This window comes from Vibrio sp. Y2-5 (genome assembly GCF_014596725.1).
GTDB lineage: Bacteria > Pseudomonadota > Gammaproteobacteria > Enterobacterales > Vibrionaceae > Vibrio.
Genome location: NZ_JACVEG010000001.1, coordinates 776,950 through 795,003 on the forward strand (window position 1 = coordinate 776,950; position 18,054 = coordinate 795,003).

19 protein-coding genes are annotated in these 18,054 nt (G+C 43.8%); 8 read left to right on the forward strand and 11 right to left on the reverse strand.

Translation table 11 applies throughout. The annotated features are described in order from the left end of the window. The first annotated feature begins 7 nt into the window (after positions 1-7). Complete coding sequence (locus tag HUO09_RS03615) at positions 8-397, forward strand: DUF2750 domain-containing protein (RefSeq protein ID WP_167411751.1); 390 nt, start codon at positions 8-10, stop codon at positions 395-397. Here HUO09_RS03615 and HUO09_RS03620 read toward each other — a convergent pair whose 3' ends face one another. From HUO09_RS03620 to pspF, 7 genes are all read right to left on the reverse strand, one after another. Continuing rightward, the gene (locus HUO09_RS03620) at positions 398-1,186 is read right to left on the reverse strand and encodes a DUF2927 domain-containing protein (protein WP_188233000.1); all 789 of its coding nucleotides are present in this window, start codon (positions 1,184-1,186) and stop codon (positions 398-400) included. It abuts the gene before it with no gap. Continuing rightward, a complete protein-coding gene (locus HUO09_RS03625) occupies positions 1,174-1,962 on the reverse strand; it encodes an ATP-binding cassette domain-containing protein (RefSeq protein ID WP_167411749.1) in 789 nt (262 codons plus the stop codon). Before HUO09_RS03625 ends, HUO09_RS03620 begins: the two co-directional genes overlap by 13 nt. After that, positions 1,959-2,954 (reverse strand): oligopeptide/dipeptide ABC transporter ATP-binding protein, encoded by a 996-nt coding sequence (locus HUO09_RS03630; RefSeq protein ID WP_167411748.1) that lies wholly within the window; start codon positions 2,952-2,954, stop codon positions 1,959-1,961. Before HUO09_RS03630 ends, HUO09_RS03625 begins: the two co-directional genes overlap by 4 nt. Further along, positions 2,954-3,841, reverse strand: a complete 888-nt coding sequence (gene sapC, locus HUO09_RS03635; protein WP_167411747.1) for a putrescine export ABC transporter permease SapC — start codon at positions 3,839-3,841, stop codon at positions 2,954-2,956. The genes HUO09_RS03630 and sapC overlap by 1 nt, the downstream gene beginning before the upstream one ends. Then, positions 3,828-4,790, reverse strand: coding sequence for an ABC transporter permease subunit (locus HUO09_RS03640; RefSeq protein WP_188233001.1), 963 nt, complete (start codon positions 4,788-4,790; stop codon positions 3,828-3,830). The genes sapC and HUO09_RS03640 overlap by 14 nt, the downstream gene beginning before the upstream one ends. Then, complete coding sequence (sapA, locus tag HUO09_RS03645; RefSeq protein WP_167411745.1) at positions 4,790-6,412, reverse strand: ABC transporter substrate-binding protein SapA; 1,623 nt, start codon at positions 6,410-6,412, stop codon at positions 4,790-4,792. Before sapA ends, HUO09_RS03640 begins: the two co-directional genes overlap by 1 nt. 428 nt (positions 6,413-6,840) lie before the next feature. Further along, complete coding sequence (gene pspF / locus HUO09_RS03650; RefSeq protein WP_188233002.1) at positions 6,841-7,845, reverse strand: phage shock protein operon transcriptional activator; 1,005 nt, start codon at positions 7,843-7,845, stop codon at positions 6,841-6,843. 250 nt (positions 7,846-8,095) lie between these two features. Here pspF and pspA point away from each other — a divergent pair, with 250 nt between their 5' ends. Genes pspA through HUO09_RS03670 form a run of 4 tightly spaced genes read left to right on the forward strand, consistent with a single transcriptional unit; the run spans position 8,096 to position 10,011 of the window. Continuing rightward, complete coding sequence (pspA, locus tag HUO09_RS03655) at positions 8,096-8,767, forward strand: phage shock protein PspA (protein ID WP_167411743.1); 672 nt, start codon at positions 8,096-8,098, stop codon at positions 8,765-8,767. A 29-nt stretch (positions 8,768-8,796) separates the two neighbouring features. Continuing rightward, positions 8,797-9,030, forward strand: a complete 234-nt coding sequence (pspB, locus tag HUO09_RS03660; RefSeq protein ID WP_167411742.1) for an envelope stress response membrane protein PspB — start codon at positions 8,797-8,799, stop codon at positions 9,028-9,030. Further along, positions 9,023-9,412, forward strand: coding sequence for an envelope stress response membrane protein PspC (pspC, locus tag HUO09_RS03665; protein WP_188233003.1), 390 nt, complete (start codon positions 9,023-9,025; stop codon positions 9,410-9,412). The genes pspB and pspC overlap by 8 nt, the downstream gene beginning before the upstream one ends. Before the next feature lie 35 nt (positions 9,413-9,447). Continuing rightward, complete coding sequence (locus HUO09_RS03670; RefSeq protein WP_167411740.1) at positions 9,448-10,011, forward strand: DNA-3-methyladenine glycosylase I; 564 nt, start codon at positions 9,448-9,450, stop codon at positions 10,009-10,011. Positions 10,012-10,115: 104 nt separating this feature from the next. On the opposite strand, the gene HUO09_RS03675 is transcribed toward HUO09_RS03670, so the two are convergent. Next, positions 10,116-11,321, reverse strand: a complete 1,206-nt coding sequence (locus HUO09_RS03675; protein ID WP_188233004.1) for a cystathionine beta-lyase — start codon at positions 11,319-11,321, stop codon at positions 10,116-10,118. Positions 11,322-11,402: 81 nt separating this feature from the next. After that, complete coding sequence (gene cls / locus HUO09_RS03680; RefSeq protein ID WP_188233005.1) at positions 11,403-12,857, reverse strand: cardiolipin synthase; 1,455 nt, start codon at positions 12,855-12,857, stop codon at positions 11,403-11,405. 347 nt (positions 12,858-13,204) lie between these two features. Between cls and HUO09_RS03685 the strand changes: the two genes are divergently transcribed. The 3 genes from HUO09_RS03685 (at position 13,205) to HUO09_RS03695 (ending at position 16,333) form a co-directional block, all read left to right on the forward strand. Next, complete coding sequence (locus HUO09_RS03685) at positions 13,205-14,539, forward strand: sodium-dependent transporter (RefSeq protein ID WP_188233006.1); 1,335 nt, start codon at positions 13,205-13,207, stop codon at positions 14,537-14,539. A gap of 161 nt (positions 14,540-14,700) precedes the next feature. Next, the gene (locus HUO09_RS03690) at positions 14,701-15,396 is read left to right on the forward strand and encodes a TIGR01621 family pseudouridine synthase (protein WP_167411736.1); all 696 of its coding nucleotides are present in this window, start codon (positions 14,701-14,703) and stop codon (positions 15,394-15,396) included. Positions 15,397-15,400: 4 nt separating this feature from the next. After that, entirely contained in the window at positions 15,401-16,333 is a 933-nt protein-coding gene (locus HUO09_RS03695; RefSeq protein ID WP_188233007.1) for a class I SAM-dependent methyltransferase, read from the forward strand. A 102-nt stretch (positions 16,334-16,435) separates the two neighbouring features. Here the strand turns inward: HUO09_RS03695 and HUO09_RS03700 are convergent, their stop codons facing one another. Together HUO09_RS03700 and HUO09_RS03705 are read right to left on the reverse strand one after the other, a co-directional pair. Then, positions 16,436-16,879, reverse strand: a complete 444-nt coding sequence (locus HUO09_RS03700; RefSeq protein ID WP_167411734.1) for an META domain-containing protein — start codon at positions 16,877-16,879, stop codon at positions 16,436-16,438. Positions 16,880-17,043: 164 nt separating this feature from the next. After that, complete coding sequence (locus HUO09_RS03705; RefSeq protein WP_167411733.1) at positions 17,044-18,045, reverse strand: substrate-binding domain-containing protein; 1,002 nt, start codon at positions 18,043-18,045, stop codon at positions 17,044-17,046. Positions 18,046-18,054 lie beyond the last annotated feature (9 nt).

Below are 18,054 nucleotides of genomic sequence, written 5' to 3' on the forward strand. Positions count from 1 at the left end.
GGCTAATATGTCCAATGCGTTAACCGCGGAACAAATCGCGACAATTAATCAGTACGATCAAGAGCAGCGCTTTAAATACTGTATTAAGGAAATTGTAGCGAACCAGCAAGTGTGGATTCTTAAAGATGAACACGGTTGCGTGATGCTCAATACTGAAGATGACGATTGTGTGCCAGTATGGCCAAATCGTGAGTTTGCTGAAGCTTGGGCAACTGGCGAATGGAGTTCGTGTGAAGCAGAAGCGATTTCATACAACAAATGGCGCAGTCGTTGGACAAGCGGCCTAGAACAAGATGATTTGTCAGTGGTTGTTTTTCCAAATGAAAACGAAGAAGGTGTTGTGTTGTTTCCTGACGAGTTTGATTTCGAACTCGACAAGCAGAACGCTCGTCGTTAATTAGCGAAACCACTGATAGAGTGGTGAAGATTGAGATTCTTTAAGGGCCTGCTTTAGCAGGCCTTTTTGTTGATACTGTTTTATTAATTTTCTGAGCACAGGGCGTGCTTGTGATTCGGTCATGCCGGTTTTTAATTCTGGTTCATAGAGTAACTTCAGCAAAACCACATCCAGAGGTGAGAGCAAGTCTTCGGGTGTTTTATCATTAAAAATGGAAGGGTAGGCGAACTCAGAGTCGTTTGGTAAACCAAGGGTTTGCGTGATTTCCTCGACAATACAAGCGACCAGCTTTCCGTGGCTGCGAGCTTGATCTACAGGGATGACCACTGTCGCAGAGATAATCTCATGGGTTTTCGGGTTCGTTTTGTAGCCAGCTTGGCATACGGCTCCGAACATATGTTTGGCCGATTTTTCCCCCATCTCTCGCTTAATATCTTCACCCCAGCTTTTTTGTTGGGTGAAAATCCAAACGATGTTGGCTTCTTGGCGCGTATTCACTCTGTAGATCGGGTGATTAATGATTTGATTGATATGTTTGATATGAGCATCGGCCAGTTCATCATGCAAGGCTTGGTCGCCCACTTTATGCTGTATCCAGATTTTTATGGGTTGCTGCCACTTTACTAACGGCTTTTTGCCCACGGAATACTCATTTCTCAGTGCTACATGGATAAATGCCCGTTCCACGAATGAGGCGTCTTGCCAGTTGTTTTGAGCGTTAACTTTGGTGCTGACAAGCAGCACCAAAAGAAAGGAAAGAGTTATATACGTTCGGCCTATTTGAAGCATGGGGCCTTATTGAAATGGCTCTCAATCATACGTTGAGTAATAGGGTGTTGGGGTTCAGACAATACTTCTAGTGTGTCGCCAAATTCGACCACTTCGCCTTCATGCATGACCATCACTTTGTCTGTGATGTGTTTAATCACACCGATATGCTGCGATACGTAGATAAACGATACGCCCATCTCTTCTTGCAGCTCTAAGAACAAGTTGATGATCTGAGAACGCATTGCCATATCCAATCCATTCAGAGCTTCATCTGCGATGATGATAGAAGGCTGCAAAATCAAAGCTCGCGCAAGACACACACGTTGTTTTTGACCTGTAGCTAGCATCTGTGGATAAAAGTAGGCGTGTTCTGGCAGTAAGCCAACTCGAAGCAATGTCTCTTTGACGCGCTTTTCTCTCGCTTCAGGTAGCATACTGGTGTTCCGTTTTAACGGAGCTTCCAAAATGCGACCAATTGGAAGTCGAGGGTTGAGTGACGTATTCGGGTCTTGGAAGATCATTCGTATCAGCTTACAGCGTGTTGAATAATCTTTGTGCTCGAGTAATTCGCCGTTAACGCGAATTTCGCCACCTGTTGGTTCAATCATCCCCGCCAGCATACGTGCAAGGGTTGATTTACCTGAACCATTCTGGCCGATAAACCCGAGCGTTTGGCCCGCTTCAAGAGTAAAGCTCACTGGTTTAACCGCTTCTTGTACTTTCTTACGGAAAAGACCAGAGCGCGTTACAAAGTTCTTTTTTAGGTCACTGACTTCTAGTAATGAAACGCTCATGATTTTTGCTCTACGTTAAGAGGGAAGTGACAGGCAAACTTATGGCTTTTAATGATCTTAGTTCGCGGAACTTCAACACATTGCTTTTTCGCGTACGGACAACGAGGGCCCAAGCGGCACCCAATTGGTAAATGCTGTAACGGAGGAATGGAGCCGGGCAGTGAATGTAACTTCTGTTTATGTGGAATCCAGTCGCTGAAATCCGGCATCGCTTTTAGCAACGCTGACGTATAAGGATGTTTTGGCTCAGTGAGAATCTTGTTGGTGTCTGCAGACTCTACCGACTGACCACAGTACATCACAGTGATGCGGTTTGCCCATTGAGTAATGGTGGTTAAGTCATGACCGACAAGCAGAATCGAAGTATTGTTAACCTGATTCATGCGGCTCAATAAACGTAATATTTGCGACTGCGTGATTGGGTCTAAGTCATTAGTCGGTTCATCCGCAATGAGTAGCCTAGGTTTAGCGGCGATCGCCATCGCAATCATCACTTTTTGACATTCACCATCCGTCAGTTCATACGGATAGCTGCTCATCAGTCGTTTATGATCTTTGATGCCTACTTTGTGTAACAGCGCAACCGCTTGCTTGTGACGCCAAGTGAAGCGTTGCCACCATTTGCCTTCAAATGTGCGTGTCGGGATCGATTCTATCAACTGTTTGCCCACCTCTTCTGAAGGGTCCAAACAGGTTGATGGTTCTTGGAATATCATCGCGATATCGCGAGCAATCACACGGCGCCTTTCTCGCGGAGTTAATTGCAATAAATCAATATTGCCCAGACGCATACGGTCTGCGGTAATTCGCCAGTTGTCTTTGCAAACTCCGACAATCGCTTTCGCGACCAAGCTCTTACCAGAGCCGGACTCACCCACTAGGCCGCGAATTTCACCTTCGTTAAGGGTTAGGCTCATACGGTCTACCGCTTTAACGATGCCTTGAGGAGTATCAATCTCAATAGTCAGATGACGAATATCTAATAATGGCATTATTCGACTCCTGCATTTAATGCTTGGCGCGCGCCTTCACCGACAAGGTTAATCATAACTACGGTGTACATGATCGCGAGGCCGGGTAGGGTGACTGTCCAAGGGGCTAAGTAAATGAGTTCTACAGAGTCACCCAAAATAGCCCCCCATTCAGTACTTGGCGCTTGTGCCCCAAGCCCCAAGAAACCTAATGCTGTTATATCAAGAATAGCAATAGACAGCGCCATCGTTATTTCTTGGGCCAACATTGGCAGAGTGTTTGGCAGAATAGAATGCCATAACAAGTAGAAGTCACTTGCACCATCAAGACGCGCCGCCATGATGTAATCTTTCTCTATCTCGTTGTGCACGGCGATATAAACCGAGCGTACGAACCTTGGAATCAGAGCGAGACAGATCGCCAGCAATACGTTGAACTCACCAAAGCCAAGGAAAGCGACGAAAATAATCGCCAGCAGTAATGAAGGAATGGACATTACTGTATCTAACAGGTGGTTCAATGTACTGGATAAAAGACCTTTGGTCATACCGGCAAGAATACCGATAACACAGCCGATAACGGCTGCGATAAAGGTAATAATGACCGAAGCGCCAAAAGTGAGCAGAGACCCATCAATAAGGCGTGACAAGATGTCGCGTCCTAAGTCATCTGTGCCTAGGAAGTATTCAACTGAACCTGAAGGATCCCAAGATGGGGGCATTAAAAGATGACCACTTGGACTATGAGGGTCATGAGGCATTAGCCAAGGTGAAGTGAGCGTAATGACGATGATTAGAGCTAAGCTCCACAATCCAAACATAGCAAGGCTGTTGGCTCGGTAGCTGCGCCAAAAACGTTCAAACTGTGTGGGAATGCGCTCTTCCTGATAAATATTATTTGTTAGCATACCATTCCTTTCTCACCAGAGGGTTGATCATCGCGCCGATCAAATCCGATAGGATATTCGCGGTTAATACTAAAGATCCGACCGCAATCACACCTGCTTGAATAGACATGTAGTCTTTATTTGATAATGCATCAAGCAACCAACGGCCAATGCCAGGCCAGTTGAAAATCGATTCAGTGATGATGGCAAGAGTCAGCATGCTCGAAAGCTGAACACCAAATTTTGGAATAATGGGTGGAATCGCATTACGCAACACGTGTTGAGTAATAATTTTGTAGTAAGACAAGCCTTTAATACGCGCAGCGCGCACGTAGTTTTGCGACATAACATCAGCAACTGACGCTCGCATCAAACGAATAACCTGAGTGGTTGGTGCTAATGCTAATACAAAACACGGCAAAATCATGTGTTGAAATACGCTATGCAGAATGTTGGCACTATTAACGCCTTTGGCTAAGAACGCATCTATAAGGATGAAGCCTGTTACTGGTTCTACTTCATACAACAGGTCGTATCGCCCTGAGACGGGGAACATCCCATAATGCAGTGAGAAGATCATGATCATCATCAAGGCTACCCAATACAGCGGAGCCGAGTAACCCATCATCGAAGTGAACGATATAACGGTATCAATCCATTTGCCTTGCTTCATCCCTGCAATGGTGCCAATGGGTAGCCCGATAAATAGAGACAGCAAAAAAGCAATCAAACATAGTTCAAGTGTGGCAGGGAAAACTTTGACCAATTCAGACGCAATATCAACACCGCCTTTCGTTGTGCCAAAATTGAACTGATAAAGCTCGCCAAGATACATCCACCAACCGTACCAGAAATCTTGAATAGCCCATGGAGACTCAGGTTCAAGGCGTAGCAGGCTATAACCAACCAAAGTCAGAATAAGCAATGTGATAATAAATAGGTTAAAGCGGCGTACCGTATAGATAAACATTATTCGGCAATCCTCTTAACATTATTAAACGGTTCGACGCTAAACGGACTTAGACGAAAGCCAGTTAACGTTTTGTTGTACGCTTTAAATTGCATTCCATGTGCAATCGGAATGACAGGAAACTCTTGGTTCAAAATGGTCTGTGCCTGTTTATAAAGATTGAGTCGATATCGAGGTCGTTCAACTTCTAATGCTAAATCGAGCAGAAAATCGAAATCACTGTTACACCACATAGAGGCGTTCAGCCCAGCACGGTTTGCACCACATGAAAGCAGTGGACGCAAGAAATTATCCGGGTCACCAGTATCACCTGTCCAGCCTCTTAGGAACAGGTCAATATGACTCTTTTCTGCCAATTGAGAACGGTTGACATTACTTTCAGGAATCAGGTGCAGAGTCACTCCAACATCCGCAAGATTTGACTGAATCATTTCAGCCATTTTTCGAGGGCTTGGGTTGTAAGAGCGAGGTTCGATAGGCACAGACATCGACAGTTCTAGTCCATTCGCATACCCAGCATCTCTTAACAAACCAAGTGCGTAGTTACGGTCATAGCGGATTTGAACATCGTCTTTTTGATAAGCCCATGAGCTTGGTGGCAAAATATTGTAAGCAATACTGCCTGTGCCGTAATAGACAGAATCGAGAATGTTTTGACGGTTAATTGCAAAGTTCAGCGCCTTACGCACGCGTACATCATTCAGAGCTGGATGAGAAGTGTTCACTGCGATAAAAGCCACGTTCATCGCGGGCTTAATCGAAAGGTTGATGTTGTCTTGCTTTTGAATAACAGGTATCTGACTGGAAATCGGGAAACTCAATACGTCACATTCGTTACGAAGTAGCTTAGCTAGTGTACCAGTACCACGTTGAGAAATATCGAACACTACCTGCTTCATAATGGCAGGATGTTTCCAATATCCTTCATGACGACGCAAACGCACTAGGTCGTTAGTTTTAAACTCATCAAGATAAAAAGGTCCTGTGCCGACAGGTAAATCGTCGATATTGTGTTTTTCGTCTTTAATTTGCAGTTGCTGACCATACTCTTCTGACAAAATAACCGCGTGAGTGGTTGATATATTTGATAAAAAGCTATTATCTGGACGGCTAAGAGTGAATTTTACGGTTTGGTCATCAAGCGCAGCTACGTTTTTCAGAAGACTGCGAAAGTTAATCCCAGCAAACCAAGGGTAGTTGCCATTGCTTACGTAGTGGTATGGATGAGTGGGATCAATGATGCGTTTAAAGCTGAATACCACATCTTTGGCATTAAGTGTACGTGTTGGTGTGAACCAAGATGTGGTGTGGAAATTAACACCGCTACGTAAAGTAAACGTGTATTCGGTTCCGTCTTCACTGACTTGCCATTGAGTTGCAATATTGGGTACGGGAGTGTGTGTATCCGGATCAAGCTTTAGCAGAGTATCGTACAATTGCGGGCTTAATGCTTCAGATGTAATACCACTATCGACTAACTGAGGATTAAAGGTATTAGGGCTGCCTTGACCACAATAAACAAAGCCGCTTTGGCGGATTTTTGTATGATCAATTTCTTCTCCACAGCCAGCAAGAAGGCTAAGTCCGCATAATCCGAGCGTGATTCGTAATAAAGTGTTCATATAGAAAAACAGTGTGGGAAACGAAGCAAAGTAACTAGTCCATTGAAGTTGCGAGCGACATGTGGTCGAAAAGCGCTAAAAGTAACAATCACGTTTGCCTCAAAATCCTGCTAATTTACCATTCTTTCAGGTGTTAAACCAAGAAAAAGGTTACTGCGTATACCCAAGTAAGCTCACGATGCTTGTTCAGCGAGAATTAATTCGCTCTTAGGCAAGGCACTGATTTGAATACATAGTTATTCTACGTAGAAAATCAGTAACGCGGCATAGGAGCGAATTAAACTCGCCCTTTGGGAGCTCATCAACGAGCTCATTTCTGCGCTCAATAACGTTGAAAGGGAATTCCATTCCTTCCGTTATTAATCTTGATCTAAACTCGTTGATGAAGCTCTGAATCCTGCATCTTGAGCTTACTTGGGTATATAGGGTTATTCGCTTTTGGAAAGTTGATACTTTCTCATCAGCCCTCGAAATTGATGATAGCTTAAACCGAGCGATTTAGCGGCTTGCCTTTGATTAAACTTGGCATATTTCAGCGATTCGTTGATAACGTATTTGTCTTGCTGTTCCTGCCACTGTTTAAAATCCATTGGGAAATTGAGCTCAGTTTGGCTTTCTTCTTGCCGGTTAAGTGTTTCACAAGGCTGTTGAGGTTCTTCTAGTTGCCAATGTTTTTGGAACGGATCAAAAATTAATGCATCGATCGGAGAGTCAGCTGTTCCGTGTTGGTATACCGCACGCTCTACAACGTTTTTCAGCTCTCGAATATTACCCGGCCATCGATATTCTGTAAGGCTTTGTACTGCTTGGGGGGTAAAACCAGCAAAGAAAGGCAGTTCAAGCTCTCTGCACATACGGATAGCGAAATATTCCGCCAGCAGAACAATATCGTCCTTGCGCTCTCTAAGAGGTGGAAGGTGAATAACATCAAATGCTAACCTATCAAGCAGGTCAGCTCTAAAGTCACCCTCTTGAGCAAGCCTTGGTAAGTCAGCATTGGTCGCACATACTAAGCGGACATTAGCGTTGAGGGCCTGATTGCCGCCAACACGTTCATATTGTCCGTATTCAATGACCCTCAGCAATTTCTCTTGTACCGACAATGGTGCCGTAGCGAGTTCATCCAGAAACAAGGTTCCCCCTTCAGCACGTTCAAAGCGACCTTGGTGCCGGCCTTTCGAGCCCGTGAAAGAACCTGATTCATGGCCGAAAAGCTCGGAATCAATTAAACCTTCGCTAAGCGTAGAACAGTTCAGTGAAATTAACGGTTGGTCCCAACGTTTTGACAGATAATGCAAGCGTTGTGCGATCAGTTCTTTACCAGTTCCGCGCTCACCGACGATAAGTACCGGACGCTCAATTGGAGCCAAGCGAGAGACTTTGTCCAGAACGGTGTGGAACGCTGGGGATTCCCCAATTAAATTTTGTTGCACAGTTATCTCTCTCTATCCATAACAAGACGTTATCGGTCACCGCATCTGTTTCGCTAAGTAACGGATGAATAGTTGGTGAAATTTACCAACAGTTGGCTAAATCGTTTATAGCATAGTCCTGTCTTTTGGGTAATTCAATGTAAGTTACTGAAAAATAAAGTCATGAAATTTGGCATGGAACTTGGAATACACAAGAGGTAACTAGGCTGTGACAGGTTTGAACAGCGAATTGATAACTAAGGAGTCAAATATGGGCATTTTTTCTCGTTTTGCAGACATCGTAAATTCCAATATCAGCGCATTACTAGATAAAGCGGAAGATCCTGAAAAAATGATTCGTCTCATTATTCAAGAGATGGAAGATACTCTGGTGGAAGTTCGCACTAATTCCGCCAAAGCGATAGCAGACAAAAAAGAACTCGCACGTAAAGTGGCAAGTATCGATGATCAAATCGAAGACTGGCAAAACAAAGCGACATTGGCACTGAACAAGCAGCGTGACGATTTAGCTCGTGCCGCTTTGATTGAAAAACAGAAATTACAATCGGTTCTGAAAAGCTTACATACAGAACAAACATTGGTCGAAGAAACCATTGATAAGCTCACTGGTGAAATCACTAAGTTAGAAAGCAAAATCACGGAGACACGCGCTAAGCAACAGGCTTTGGCTATCCGTTCTCAATCGGCGGTAAACCGTCGTAATGTGCAACGTCATTTGCATACCAGTCGCACAGAAGAAGCGATGTCGAAGTTTGAACAATACTCACGTAAAGTGGATGAGTTAGAAGCAGAAGCGGATCTTTACGCTCAGTCTGCGCAAGGAAAGTCTCTCGACCAAGAATTTGCAGAGCTTCAGGCGCAAGATGAAATTGAGCAAGAACTGGCAAAGCTTAAACAGCAAATGAAACAAAATCAGCAATAGAACAATAAAATGAATAATAGGAGGAGGCTATGACCTCAGTATTTTTTGCTGGACCTCTCATCGTCTTTCTGATTTTTGTCGCTCCACTGTGGTTGCTTCTTCACTATCGCAGCAAACGTAAAGTGGGTAGTGGGCTTTCTTCAGAAGACTATGAAATGCTGCAACAGCTTTCGGAAAAAGCGAGTGGCTTACAATCGCGAGTAGAAACACTGGAACGAATTCTGGATGCAGAATCTCCAAATTGGAGACGTAACTATGACTAGCCGAGAATTATATCGAGACCCTATCAATGGCAAAATAGGTGGCGTGTGCGCTGGTTTAGCGAACTACTTTGGCTTAGAAGTCTGGATTGTTCGCATACTGGTTATCTCTGCGGCGCTCTTGGGCGGCGGCTTTTTGATTGTATTAGCTTATCTTGCATTAATGTTGATGCTAGAAAAGCAGCCTTATCAGTATGAGCAAACCGTTAAGTCTCAACGTGAACATACATTGAAAAGCAAGCCGTGGGAGCAGGGGCAAACCGCTGGAGCATTGCTGAATACTTTGAATGGAGACTTAGCCAAAGTAGAAAAACGGGTGCGCAATATGGAAGCATATGTCACTTCAGACGCATTTAAAGTGAATCGAGAATTCAATAAGTTATAATCCACTCATTGAGCGGACTAACAAGGAACAATTTGATGTCAGATAAGGCAGATAACACGTGTGCTTGGGCGATGAAGAATCCTCTAGAGCGAGAGTATCATGATGCAGAATGGGGCGTTCCTGTGCATGATGACGTCAAACTGTTCGAATTTATCACTCTAGAAGGTGCGCAGGCTGGTTTAAGTTGGATAACAATTCTGAAAAAACGAGAAGGCTATCGCCAAGCGTTTGAGAATTTCGATATTAACCAGTTAGCGAAGTACGATGAATCGCACGTTCAAAAGATTATCGAGCATTATGATGTGGTTAAGCACAAAGGGAAAATTGCGTCTGTGTTTTCTAACGCCCGTGCCGCGATTGAACTTCAGAAAGAGTTTGGTTCGTTAGATAAAGCGCTATGGCAGTTTGTTGGTGGTCAACCTAAAGTTAATAACTGGCAGGAGATGAGCCAAGTGCCCGTCTCGACAGAAGAGTCAAAAGCCATGAGTAAGTTTCTTAAGAAGCGAGGCTTTAAATTTGTCGGCGAAACCATCTGCTACTCCCTCATGCAAGCCGTTGGTATGGTGAACGATCACCTTGAGCATTGCCCTAAGAAATAAGATCTAGGCGAGAACATCGCCGTAATAGTCAGTAGCAATAAAAAAGAGCACTTAGGTGCTCTTTTGCTTTTGGATTTTTGTCTTTTCTGGTCGATTTTCTGCTGTTAGGCGGTAACCGCCTGCTCCAAAATAACCGAATTGTAGCGAGATAATCCGTCTTCTAAATCGGCAATCAAATCGTTCACATCTTCAAGACCAATATGCAGACGAATTAACGTACCTTCAAAGTTAGGGTGTGCTACTGTGCGCAGGCTGTTAAAGCTGTTTGGCTCATTGGCCAAAATCAGGCTTTCAAAACCACCCCATGAATAACCCATGCTGAAATGTTTCATTCCATCTAATAGAGCGGTGGTTGCTTTAGGGCAACTTGTTTTCAGCACAAATGAAAATAGACCGTTGCCGCCAGTGAAGTCGCGTTTAAAAATTTCATGACCGGGACAAGAAGGTAAACCTGGATGGCGAACATGATCGACCTCTGGGCGTTCTGCAAGCCACTGAGCAACTTTGATACTGCTTTCAGCATGTTGGCGTAGACGAACATCAAGAGTGCGTAACCCTCGTAAACCCAGATACGCATCGTCTGGCGATATACATTGCCCCATCAAATAACTTTGTTCACGCAGTTGAGGCCAGTATTTTTCAACGCAAACCGCAGTACCTAACATGACGTCTGAGTGACCAACGATGTATTTCGTTGCTGCTTGAACCGAAATATCAACACCATGATCAAATGGGGAGAAGTTCACACCTGCGCCCCAGGTGTTATCTAACACCACAATAATCTCATGCTCGTGAGCAATGCTTGAAAGCAGAGGAACATCCTGAACTTCCATGGTGATAGATCCCGGAGATTCTAAAAACATCATCTTGGTGTTTGGTTTGATGAGTGTACGGATGTCTTCGCCAATCATTGGGTCGAAGTAGGTCGTTTCTACGCCTAACTTAGCGAGGATTTTTTCGCAGAAATCACGAGTCGGTTCGTAACAGGTATCCACCATCAGAATATGGTCACCAGTTTCAACAAAAGACAAAATGGTGTTGCTTATTGCTGCTGTACCGCAAGGGTAGAGCGCACAGCCAGCACCGCCTTCAACTTCGTTCATTGCTTCCTGAAAAGCGAAATGTGTGGTTGTGCCACGGCGTCCATAAAACAAAGTTTTGTTGGCGCGGTTGATTGTTGCGTGATTTTTTTCCGCAACGCTGTTAAACACGATTGTTGAAGCTCGTTGAACGGGCGGGTTAACTACACCGTTGGTCCATTTTTTGTCGCGACCAGCGGTTACAAGCGTAGTCTTTTTTCCTTCTGCCATGGTTTGTCCTTGTTAAATGCATCGTTTGACTATTTAAAACATGGAGGCATGTTTAAATGCAACCCTGCAAAGGCAAAAAGATCAAAGAAGTGGGTTAAATAGGTAGAACACACGTTCGAGGAACCTATGGCTAAGCGGACGCTTTTCCCAGTTCTCATATTCCACTTGTTGAGACTGTTCAATATAGCTTTGCTGCAACCAGTACATTTCTTCGGTGAACTCTTGGTCGTCTACTGCGAGTGTTACCTCGAAGTTGAGCCATAAGCTGCGCATATCCAGATTAACGGTTCCGACTAAACAGAACTTTCTATCAATCACTACGGATTTGGTGTGCAAAAGGCCGCCATAAAACTTATGGATGGTGACCCCGGCTTCCAACAATTCGCCGTAAAAAGATCGAGATGCCCATTGAACCATTAAGGAGTCATTCTTCATTGGAATGATTAAGTCGACCTTGATGCCACGCTGTGCAGTCATTTTTAGTGTGGCTAGCAGGTCTGCACTTGGCACGAAATACGGTGTCGTAATACACACAGATTCGTTCGCTTGATTGATGGCTAAGGTTAAAACCTGAGAGATCAAATTCTCTGGCATACCTGGGCCGGAAGGGACAACCTGAACAGGATGCTGCGGCAAAATTGGGTTAATTTGGCATTCAGGTTGTGGCGGTAGTTCACGTATCCCGCTTTCAACTTCCCAGTCCCAACAGTGAATAGCAGAAAGTACGTTTACCGTTGGACCTGTTATCCGAACCATAATATCAATCCACTGCCCGACACCGGAATCTTGTTTGAAATAGGCAGGGTCAACCATGTTCATTGAGCCGGTATAAGCCACTTTGTTATCAATAACGATGATTTTTCGATGTTGGCGAAGATCGAGACGACGAAGGAATATACGCCAAGGACTCACTTCCAGTGCTTGAATCAGTTCAATGCCCGCATCACGCATCATCTTTTCCCAATGACTGCGGAAAAAGCGAGGGCTGCCAGCGGAATCTAAAAGCACTTTTACATCGACCCCACGTTTCGCCGCCTGAATGAGTGCGGATGCAACGGAGTCGGCTAATCCACCCGGATGCCAAATGTAGAAAACAATTCGTATTCTGGACTTCGCTTGCTCAATGTCTTCAATGATGGAGTGAAGGATCTCATTGGGAGAATTTAACAGTGACAAGGTATTACCCGATAGAGCGGGGATGCCCATTCGGTAATTACATAGCTCATCAATCTTAGAAATATGCGCACCCATCGCTTCAGGCATATGTGCCTTACATGCATTCAAAGACTTAAACCATTCACCAAACGGAGTGAACATCTCTTTCGCTCGGTCTGCGCGTTTGCGCCCTAAATTCAGTTCACCGAAAAGGAAATAACAAATCACACCCAGTATCGGCAGGATATAAATGACCATTAGCCAGGCTAAAGAGACACTAACAGAGTTGCGTTTAAGTACCACACGTATGGTGACACCAGCCACAAGGAACCAGTAGAGAGCGATGCCTGCTAATGTTAAGAAATGATAAACCTTATCCATGAGTCACTTATATATAAAAAACCTAATTCTGATATTAAGTCGAAAGCATAAGTGAAGAAAGAAATTAGCGTAAATGAATGTAAAAGATAGGCAGACGGATACTTTTGATGCGAAGAGTTTGTAGGAATAAATTCTTACAAAAAGACCAAAAAAGCATCATTTAATCTATTAAATAGACATCAATGCCATAAATTAGTCTGTTCGGGCTTCCAATTTTATTCTCAAACTGTTTTACTTGCCACCGCTTCGATATCTATTGATAGATTTGTTTGTGTAAAGATAACTTTACACTCAAATATAGATATCGACATACATATAACGTAAACACACACATCGGTATAAAAATTATGGCAAGTAGTTCTAGAGGACAGTTTACCTCTCGATTTGGCTTCATTATGGCAGCAGCAGGTTCCGCTGTAGGCTTAGGAAATGTTTGGGGCTTTCCAACCCAAGCTGCCAGTAATGGTGGTGCAGTATTTCTTTTTGTTTATTTGCTGATGGTTTTCCTACTTGCATTTCCAATGTTAGTAGCAGAGCTGACTATTGGTCGTTATGGTCAGTCGAACTCAATCAGTTCGTTCAAATCAGTTTGGCCTAAAGGAAAAGCTGGCGCTGTCTTTCTTGGTGTTGTTGGCCTAATCGTGGTGTCTTTGATTCTGGCTTTCTATGCAATTGTTGCCGGTTGGCTGATTGGATCTTTCTTCGGTAGTGGCTTAACTCTGATTGGAATGGACAGTGCGGCACACTGGCTAACCAGTTTTGGTACGGAACGTAACTTAGTTCTTATGGTGGCATTTATGGCTATCACTATGTACGTTGTTCGCAGTGGAGTCGCTGATGGTATCGAAAAATGGTCAACTCGTTTGATGCCAATATTGTTTGTGTTGTTTGCTCTATTAACGGTTTACATCTTTACTCAAGAAGGCTCAATGGAAGGCTTGAAGATGTACCTTATCCCTGACTTTTCTCACTTCACGCCTTCTTTAATTGTAGGTGCGATGGGGCAAGCGTTCTTCTCTCTGTCTTTAGGTGTGTGTGTAATGACCACTTACGGCTCGTACCTGAAGAAAGATACTAATATTCCGAAAACAGCAGCGCAAGTAGCTTTGATCGATACGGGCGTTGCGTTTATTGCTGGTCTAGTGATTTTGCCAGCGATGTTTGTTGCTAAAAACCACGGTGTTGAAATCTTCTCTGAATCTGGCGAACTTTTGAACTCGGATACACTTGTGTTCACAGTGCTTCCTGCGATGTTCGATACCATGGGTGCTGTTGGTGCAATCGTAGGTTTGGTGTTCTTCTTACTGATGATCATCGCGGCGCTGACGTCTTCAATTTCAATGCTAGAAGTTCCTGTTTCTTGTGCCACGGAAGAGCTAAAACAAAACCGTAATACAGCAGTACTTTGGATTGGCGGTTTGGTGACGATTGCGTCTGGTGTGATTGTTATGAACTTCTCAAGCCTATTCGGTTTGGTGATTCAGTTCACGACGGTTTACTCACAGCCAATTATCGCACTGTTAATTACGCTTCTTGCGGGTTGGATTTGGAACCGTAACCAAGTATTGAATGAACTTAAGCAAGGCTACCCAGAAATTGAAAGTAGCTGGTTCTGGAAAATTTGGCCGACTTACGTACGTTTCGTATGTCCGGTACTGATGCTGCTGGTGTTCTTCGCATAATTCGTTATCCGCATCATTCCAAATGTTTGATTTGATAAGGCCGCTTTAAGCGGCCTTTGTTTATCTGAATGCTTCTGTATCTGACAGAAGTCAGCAACATAATGTTTTACTGACCTTTAGTCTCAGTTGAGTATAATGGCCGTCCATTATTGAGGGGCATCATGTTCGATATTCTATTTACTCACTCTGATTTTCTCGTCATCAATAAGCATCCGAATGTTTCGGTACACAAAGATGATGGCGATACCATGCTGTTACAAGAAGTTGGCAAAGTCAGCGGCGATTCTCAGCTTTATTTAGTTCATCGACTCGATAAAATGACGTCAGGGATATTATTGCTTGCGCGAAATTCCCAAGCTGCGCGTGAACTTTCTCAAGCATTTGCTCACCGTGATGTTGAAAAGTTCTATTTAGCCCTTGGCAGTAAGAAACCAAAGAAAAAACAAGGCCTAATCAGTGGTGATATGGAGCGTTCTCGTCGGGCGTCTTGGAAACTGATTGCAACACAGAATAACCCAGCAGTGACTCAATTTTTCTCAGCTTCGGCAGAGCCGGGTGAGAGACTATTCTTGTGTAAACCACATACAGGAAAAACGCATCAGATTCGTGTGGCGCTTAAATCGATTGGTTCAGCAATCGTAGGTGATCCCATTTATAACGCTTCAGATGACGCCGATCGCGGGTATTTACACGCCTTTGCTCTTAAGTTTATTTATGCTGGCGAAACCTTTCAGTTTCTATGTGACCCAAGAGGAAAAGAGTACCTTGGGAAGAAGTGGAACAGCGAAGTGGTGAGTCAAAACATCGAATTATGGTTACAACCTTGGTCACTTAACTGGCCAACAGTGAAAAAGTAATATTATGCAACTATCAGCTTTACCCGTTTTTTTTGAAGAGCTCAATGCTCAGCTCGCACAAGCCCCAGATGAAGTTCGTCGACTATTTCATGGTCGAGGTCAACGTTGGGAAGGTTTGGAGCAAATTACTTGTGACTGGTTACAAGGGCAACTGGTTGTAAACTTGTTTAAAGAAGTGGAAGAAGAGTTTCTTCAAGCATTAGAACAAGGCTTGCAAGCTTTATCGCAATCGTCGTTATGGCAACAGCGAAACGGCAGCTGCATTTTGCTTCAACACCGTTACGCTGACGGAGCGCCTTCCCAAGTGCTATGGGGAGAGTTGAATTCAAGACCTGTTGTGGTTGAAAGCGGATTGAAGTATCAGCTTGATATTGGCAGAAACCAAAACTTTGGCTTGTTCCTCGATATGCGTTTAGGCCGTGACTGGGTGAGAGAACACGCAAAACATAAGAACGTACTTAACCTGTTTGCTTACACCTGTGGCTTTTCTGTGGCCGCAATTGCTGGTGGAGCCGATAAAGTCGTCAATGTCGATATGGCGAAAGGTTCTTTGTCGAAAGGGCGTGAAAATCATCTGATTAATGATCACAACCTCAATAAAGTGAGTTTTCTTGGTCACGATATCTTTAAATCGTGGGGGAAAATCAAAAAAGCGGGTCCTTATGATCTGATTGTCATTGATCCGCCTTCTTTTCAGAAAGGCAGTTTTGCGTTAACCAAAGACTACCAAAGAATTCTTCGTCGTCTTCCTGATCTATTGACGGAGGATGGGGAAGTGCTGGCTTGCGTTAACTCGCCAATGGTAAGCAGCGATTTTCTGATTGAAGGAATGAAAGCTGAAGCACCAGACTTAAACTTCCAATATCGTTTGGATAACCCGCCAGAGTTTGCAGATATCAATTCTGAATCAGCACTGAAAGCCTTGGTTTTTAGTTAAAGTGTTTAGCTAACGGACGTTTAGGTGTGCGTTTAACCCGAAAACAAAAATAGCAGCCAATGGCTGCTATTTTTTTATGATTCATTTTATGTGACTAAACGCTTAGTTCATGTAATCGCTAAGTTTAAATGTTAATGTGTGGACTTCGGTTTTTAGTACCAATGAATCTTTAGTGAGTGTCATGTCGCTCCACTCTTGTAGCGTTTGAGAAACCGCTTGTTCAGTATCCATGATGTCACCGATACACATTTTCATGGTTTTGCCCATTTTCTCAATACGGAACTTGTTGTCTTTCACTTCCGCTTGACCGAAAAAGTTGTTACAGCCAGCGTTGCCATTGGCAATCATTTTTTCGCCAATTTCTAAGTTAGGAGTTTTTAAGCGTTCATTCTTCACTAGATCTTTACCATCAACCTGAACAAGTTCCCAGTTGTGGTGTTGTAGGTCTTGAGCCGTAATTTGCACTTCATCACCAGTACTTTTACAAGCCGTTAGAATTACAGGTAGCGTTACCGCCGCAAGTAGCGATTTTGAAATCAGCTTCATATGATTCACTCCGAATATGGAAATTCCGCTCAGTATAGTCAATAAAACACTGTTTTTGTCAGCATGCGGTCATAGATTGAGCCTGAAATCACATCAATTTGCTTGTTACTTATTGAAATGTATAAATATTGTCTGATTGTTGATTGCCGTATGTAAGACAATTCCTAAAGTTGTTTAACACTTTTACGAACGATAAGTGTTGGTTCGAGTTGAATAATCTCTGGCTGATTGCTCAGCTTATTGATTTTTTTAAGCAAAGTATCAACAGCCGCTTTACCTAAGCGATATTTAGGCTGGTGAATGGTTGTTAACGACGGAGACATGAACTTGGCAATGTGAATGTCGTCGTAACCTATGATGGAGATGTCATCAGGAATAGAGAGGTTGTTTTCATTCGCCGCGTTAATCACACCCATTGCCATCATGTCATTACTCACAAAGAGAGCGCTGGGCAGCGAGTTTAACTTCATCAGTTTGATAAAAGTGTCATAGCCCCCTTGGCATTCAAAGTTAGACTCCAAGACCCACTCTGGGTGTATTTCCAAATGAGCTTCACGTAGTGCGCGTTTATAGCCTTCATAGCGCATCTGAGCCTGATGATGATTCAAAGGTCCCGTAATACAACCGATCTCTTTATGACCACTCTCGATCAGATGTTTGGTGGCCATGTATCCACCGAGCAGAGAGTTATCCTGAATCTTATCGCTGGAAAATGACATCGGTCCCCAGTCCATCACCACGACAGGGATATCAGGGTAGCGTTCAAACTCATCAATGCGTTCACCCACCAATGTTGAACACATCAAAATGATGCCATCTACGCGTTTTTGCAGCAGGGTATTGATTGAGGCTTTCATACGTTCGTGATCGCCTTCAGTGTTACACAAAATCAAGTTGTAACCCTGTTGGTAACAGTTACGTTCAACACCTTTGACCACTTCACCAAAGAAAGGGTTGGTTGATGTTGTCATCAACATACCTATGGTTTTGGTGCGGTTCATTTTCAGGCTGCGAGCTAAAGCGGATGGGGCGTAGTTGAGTTCTTGAGCGGCTTTGTTAACCCGTTCCGCAATCTCATCGCTTACGAAACGGGTCTTATTGATCACATGGCTAACAGTCGATGTTGAAACTCCTGCGAGTTTTGCTAAATCCTTCATTGTTGCCATGTCATCAGT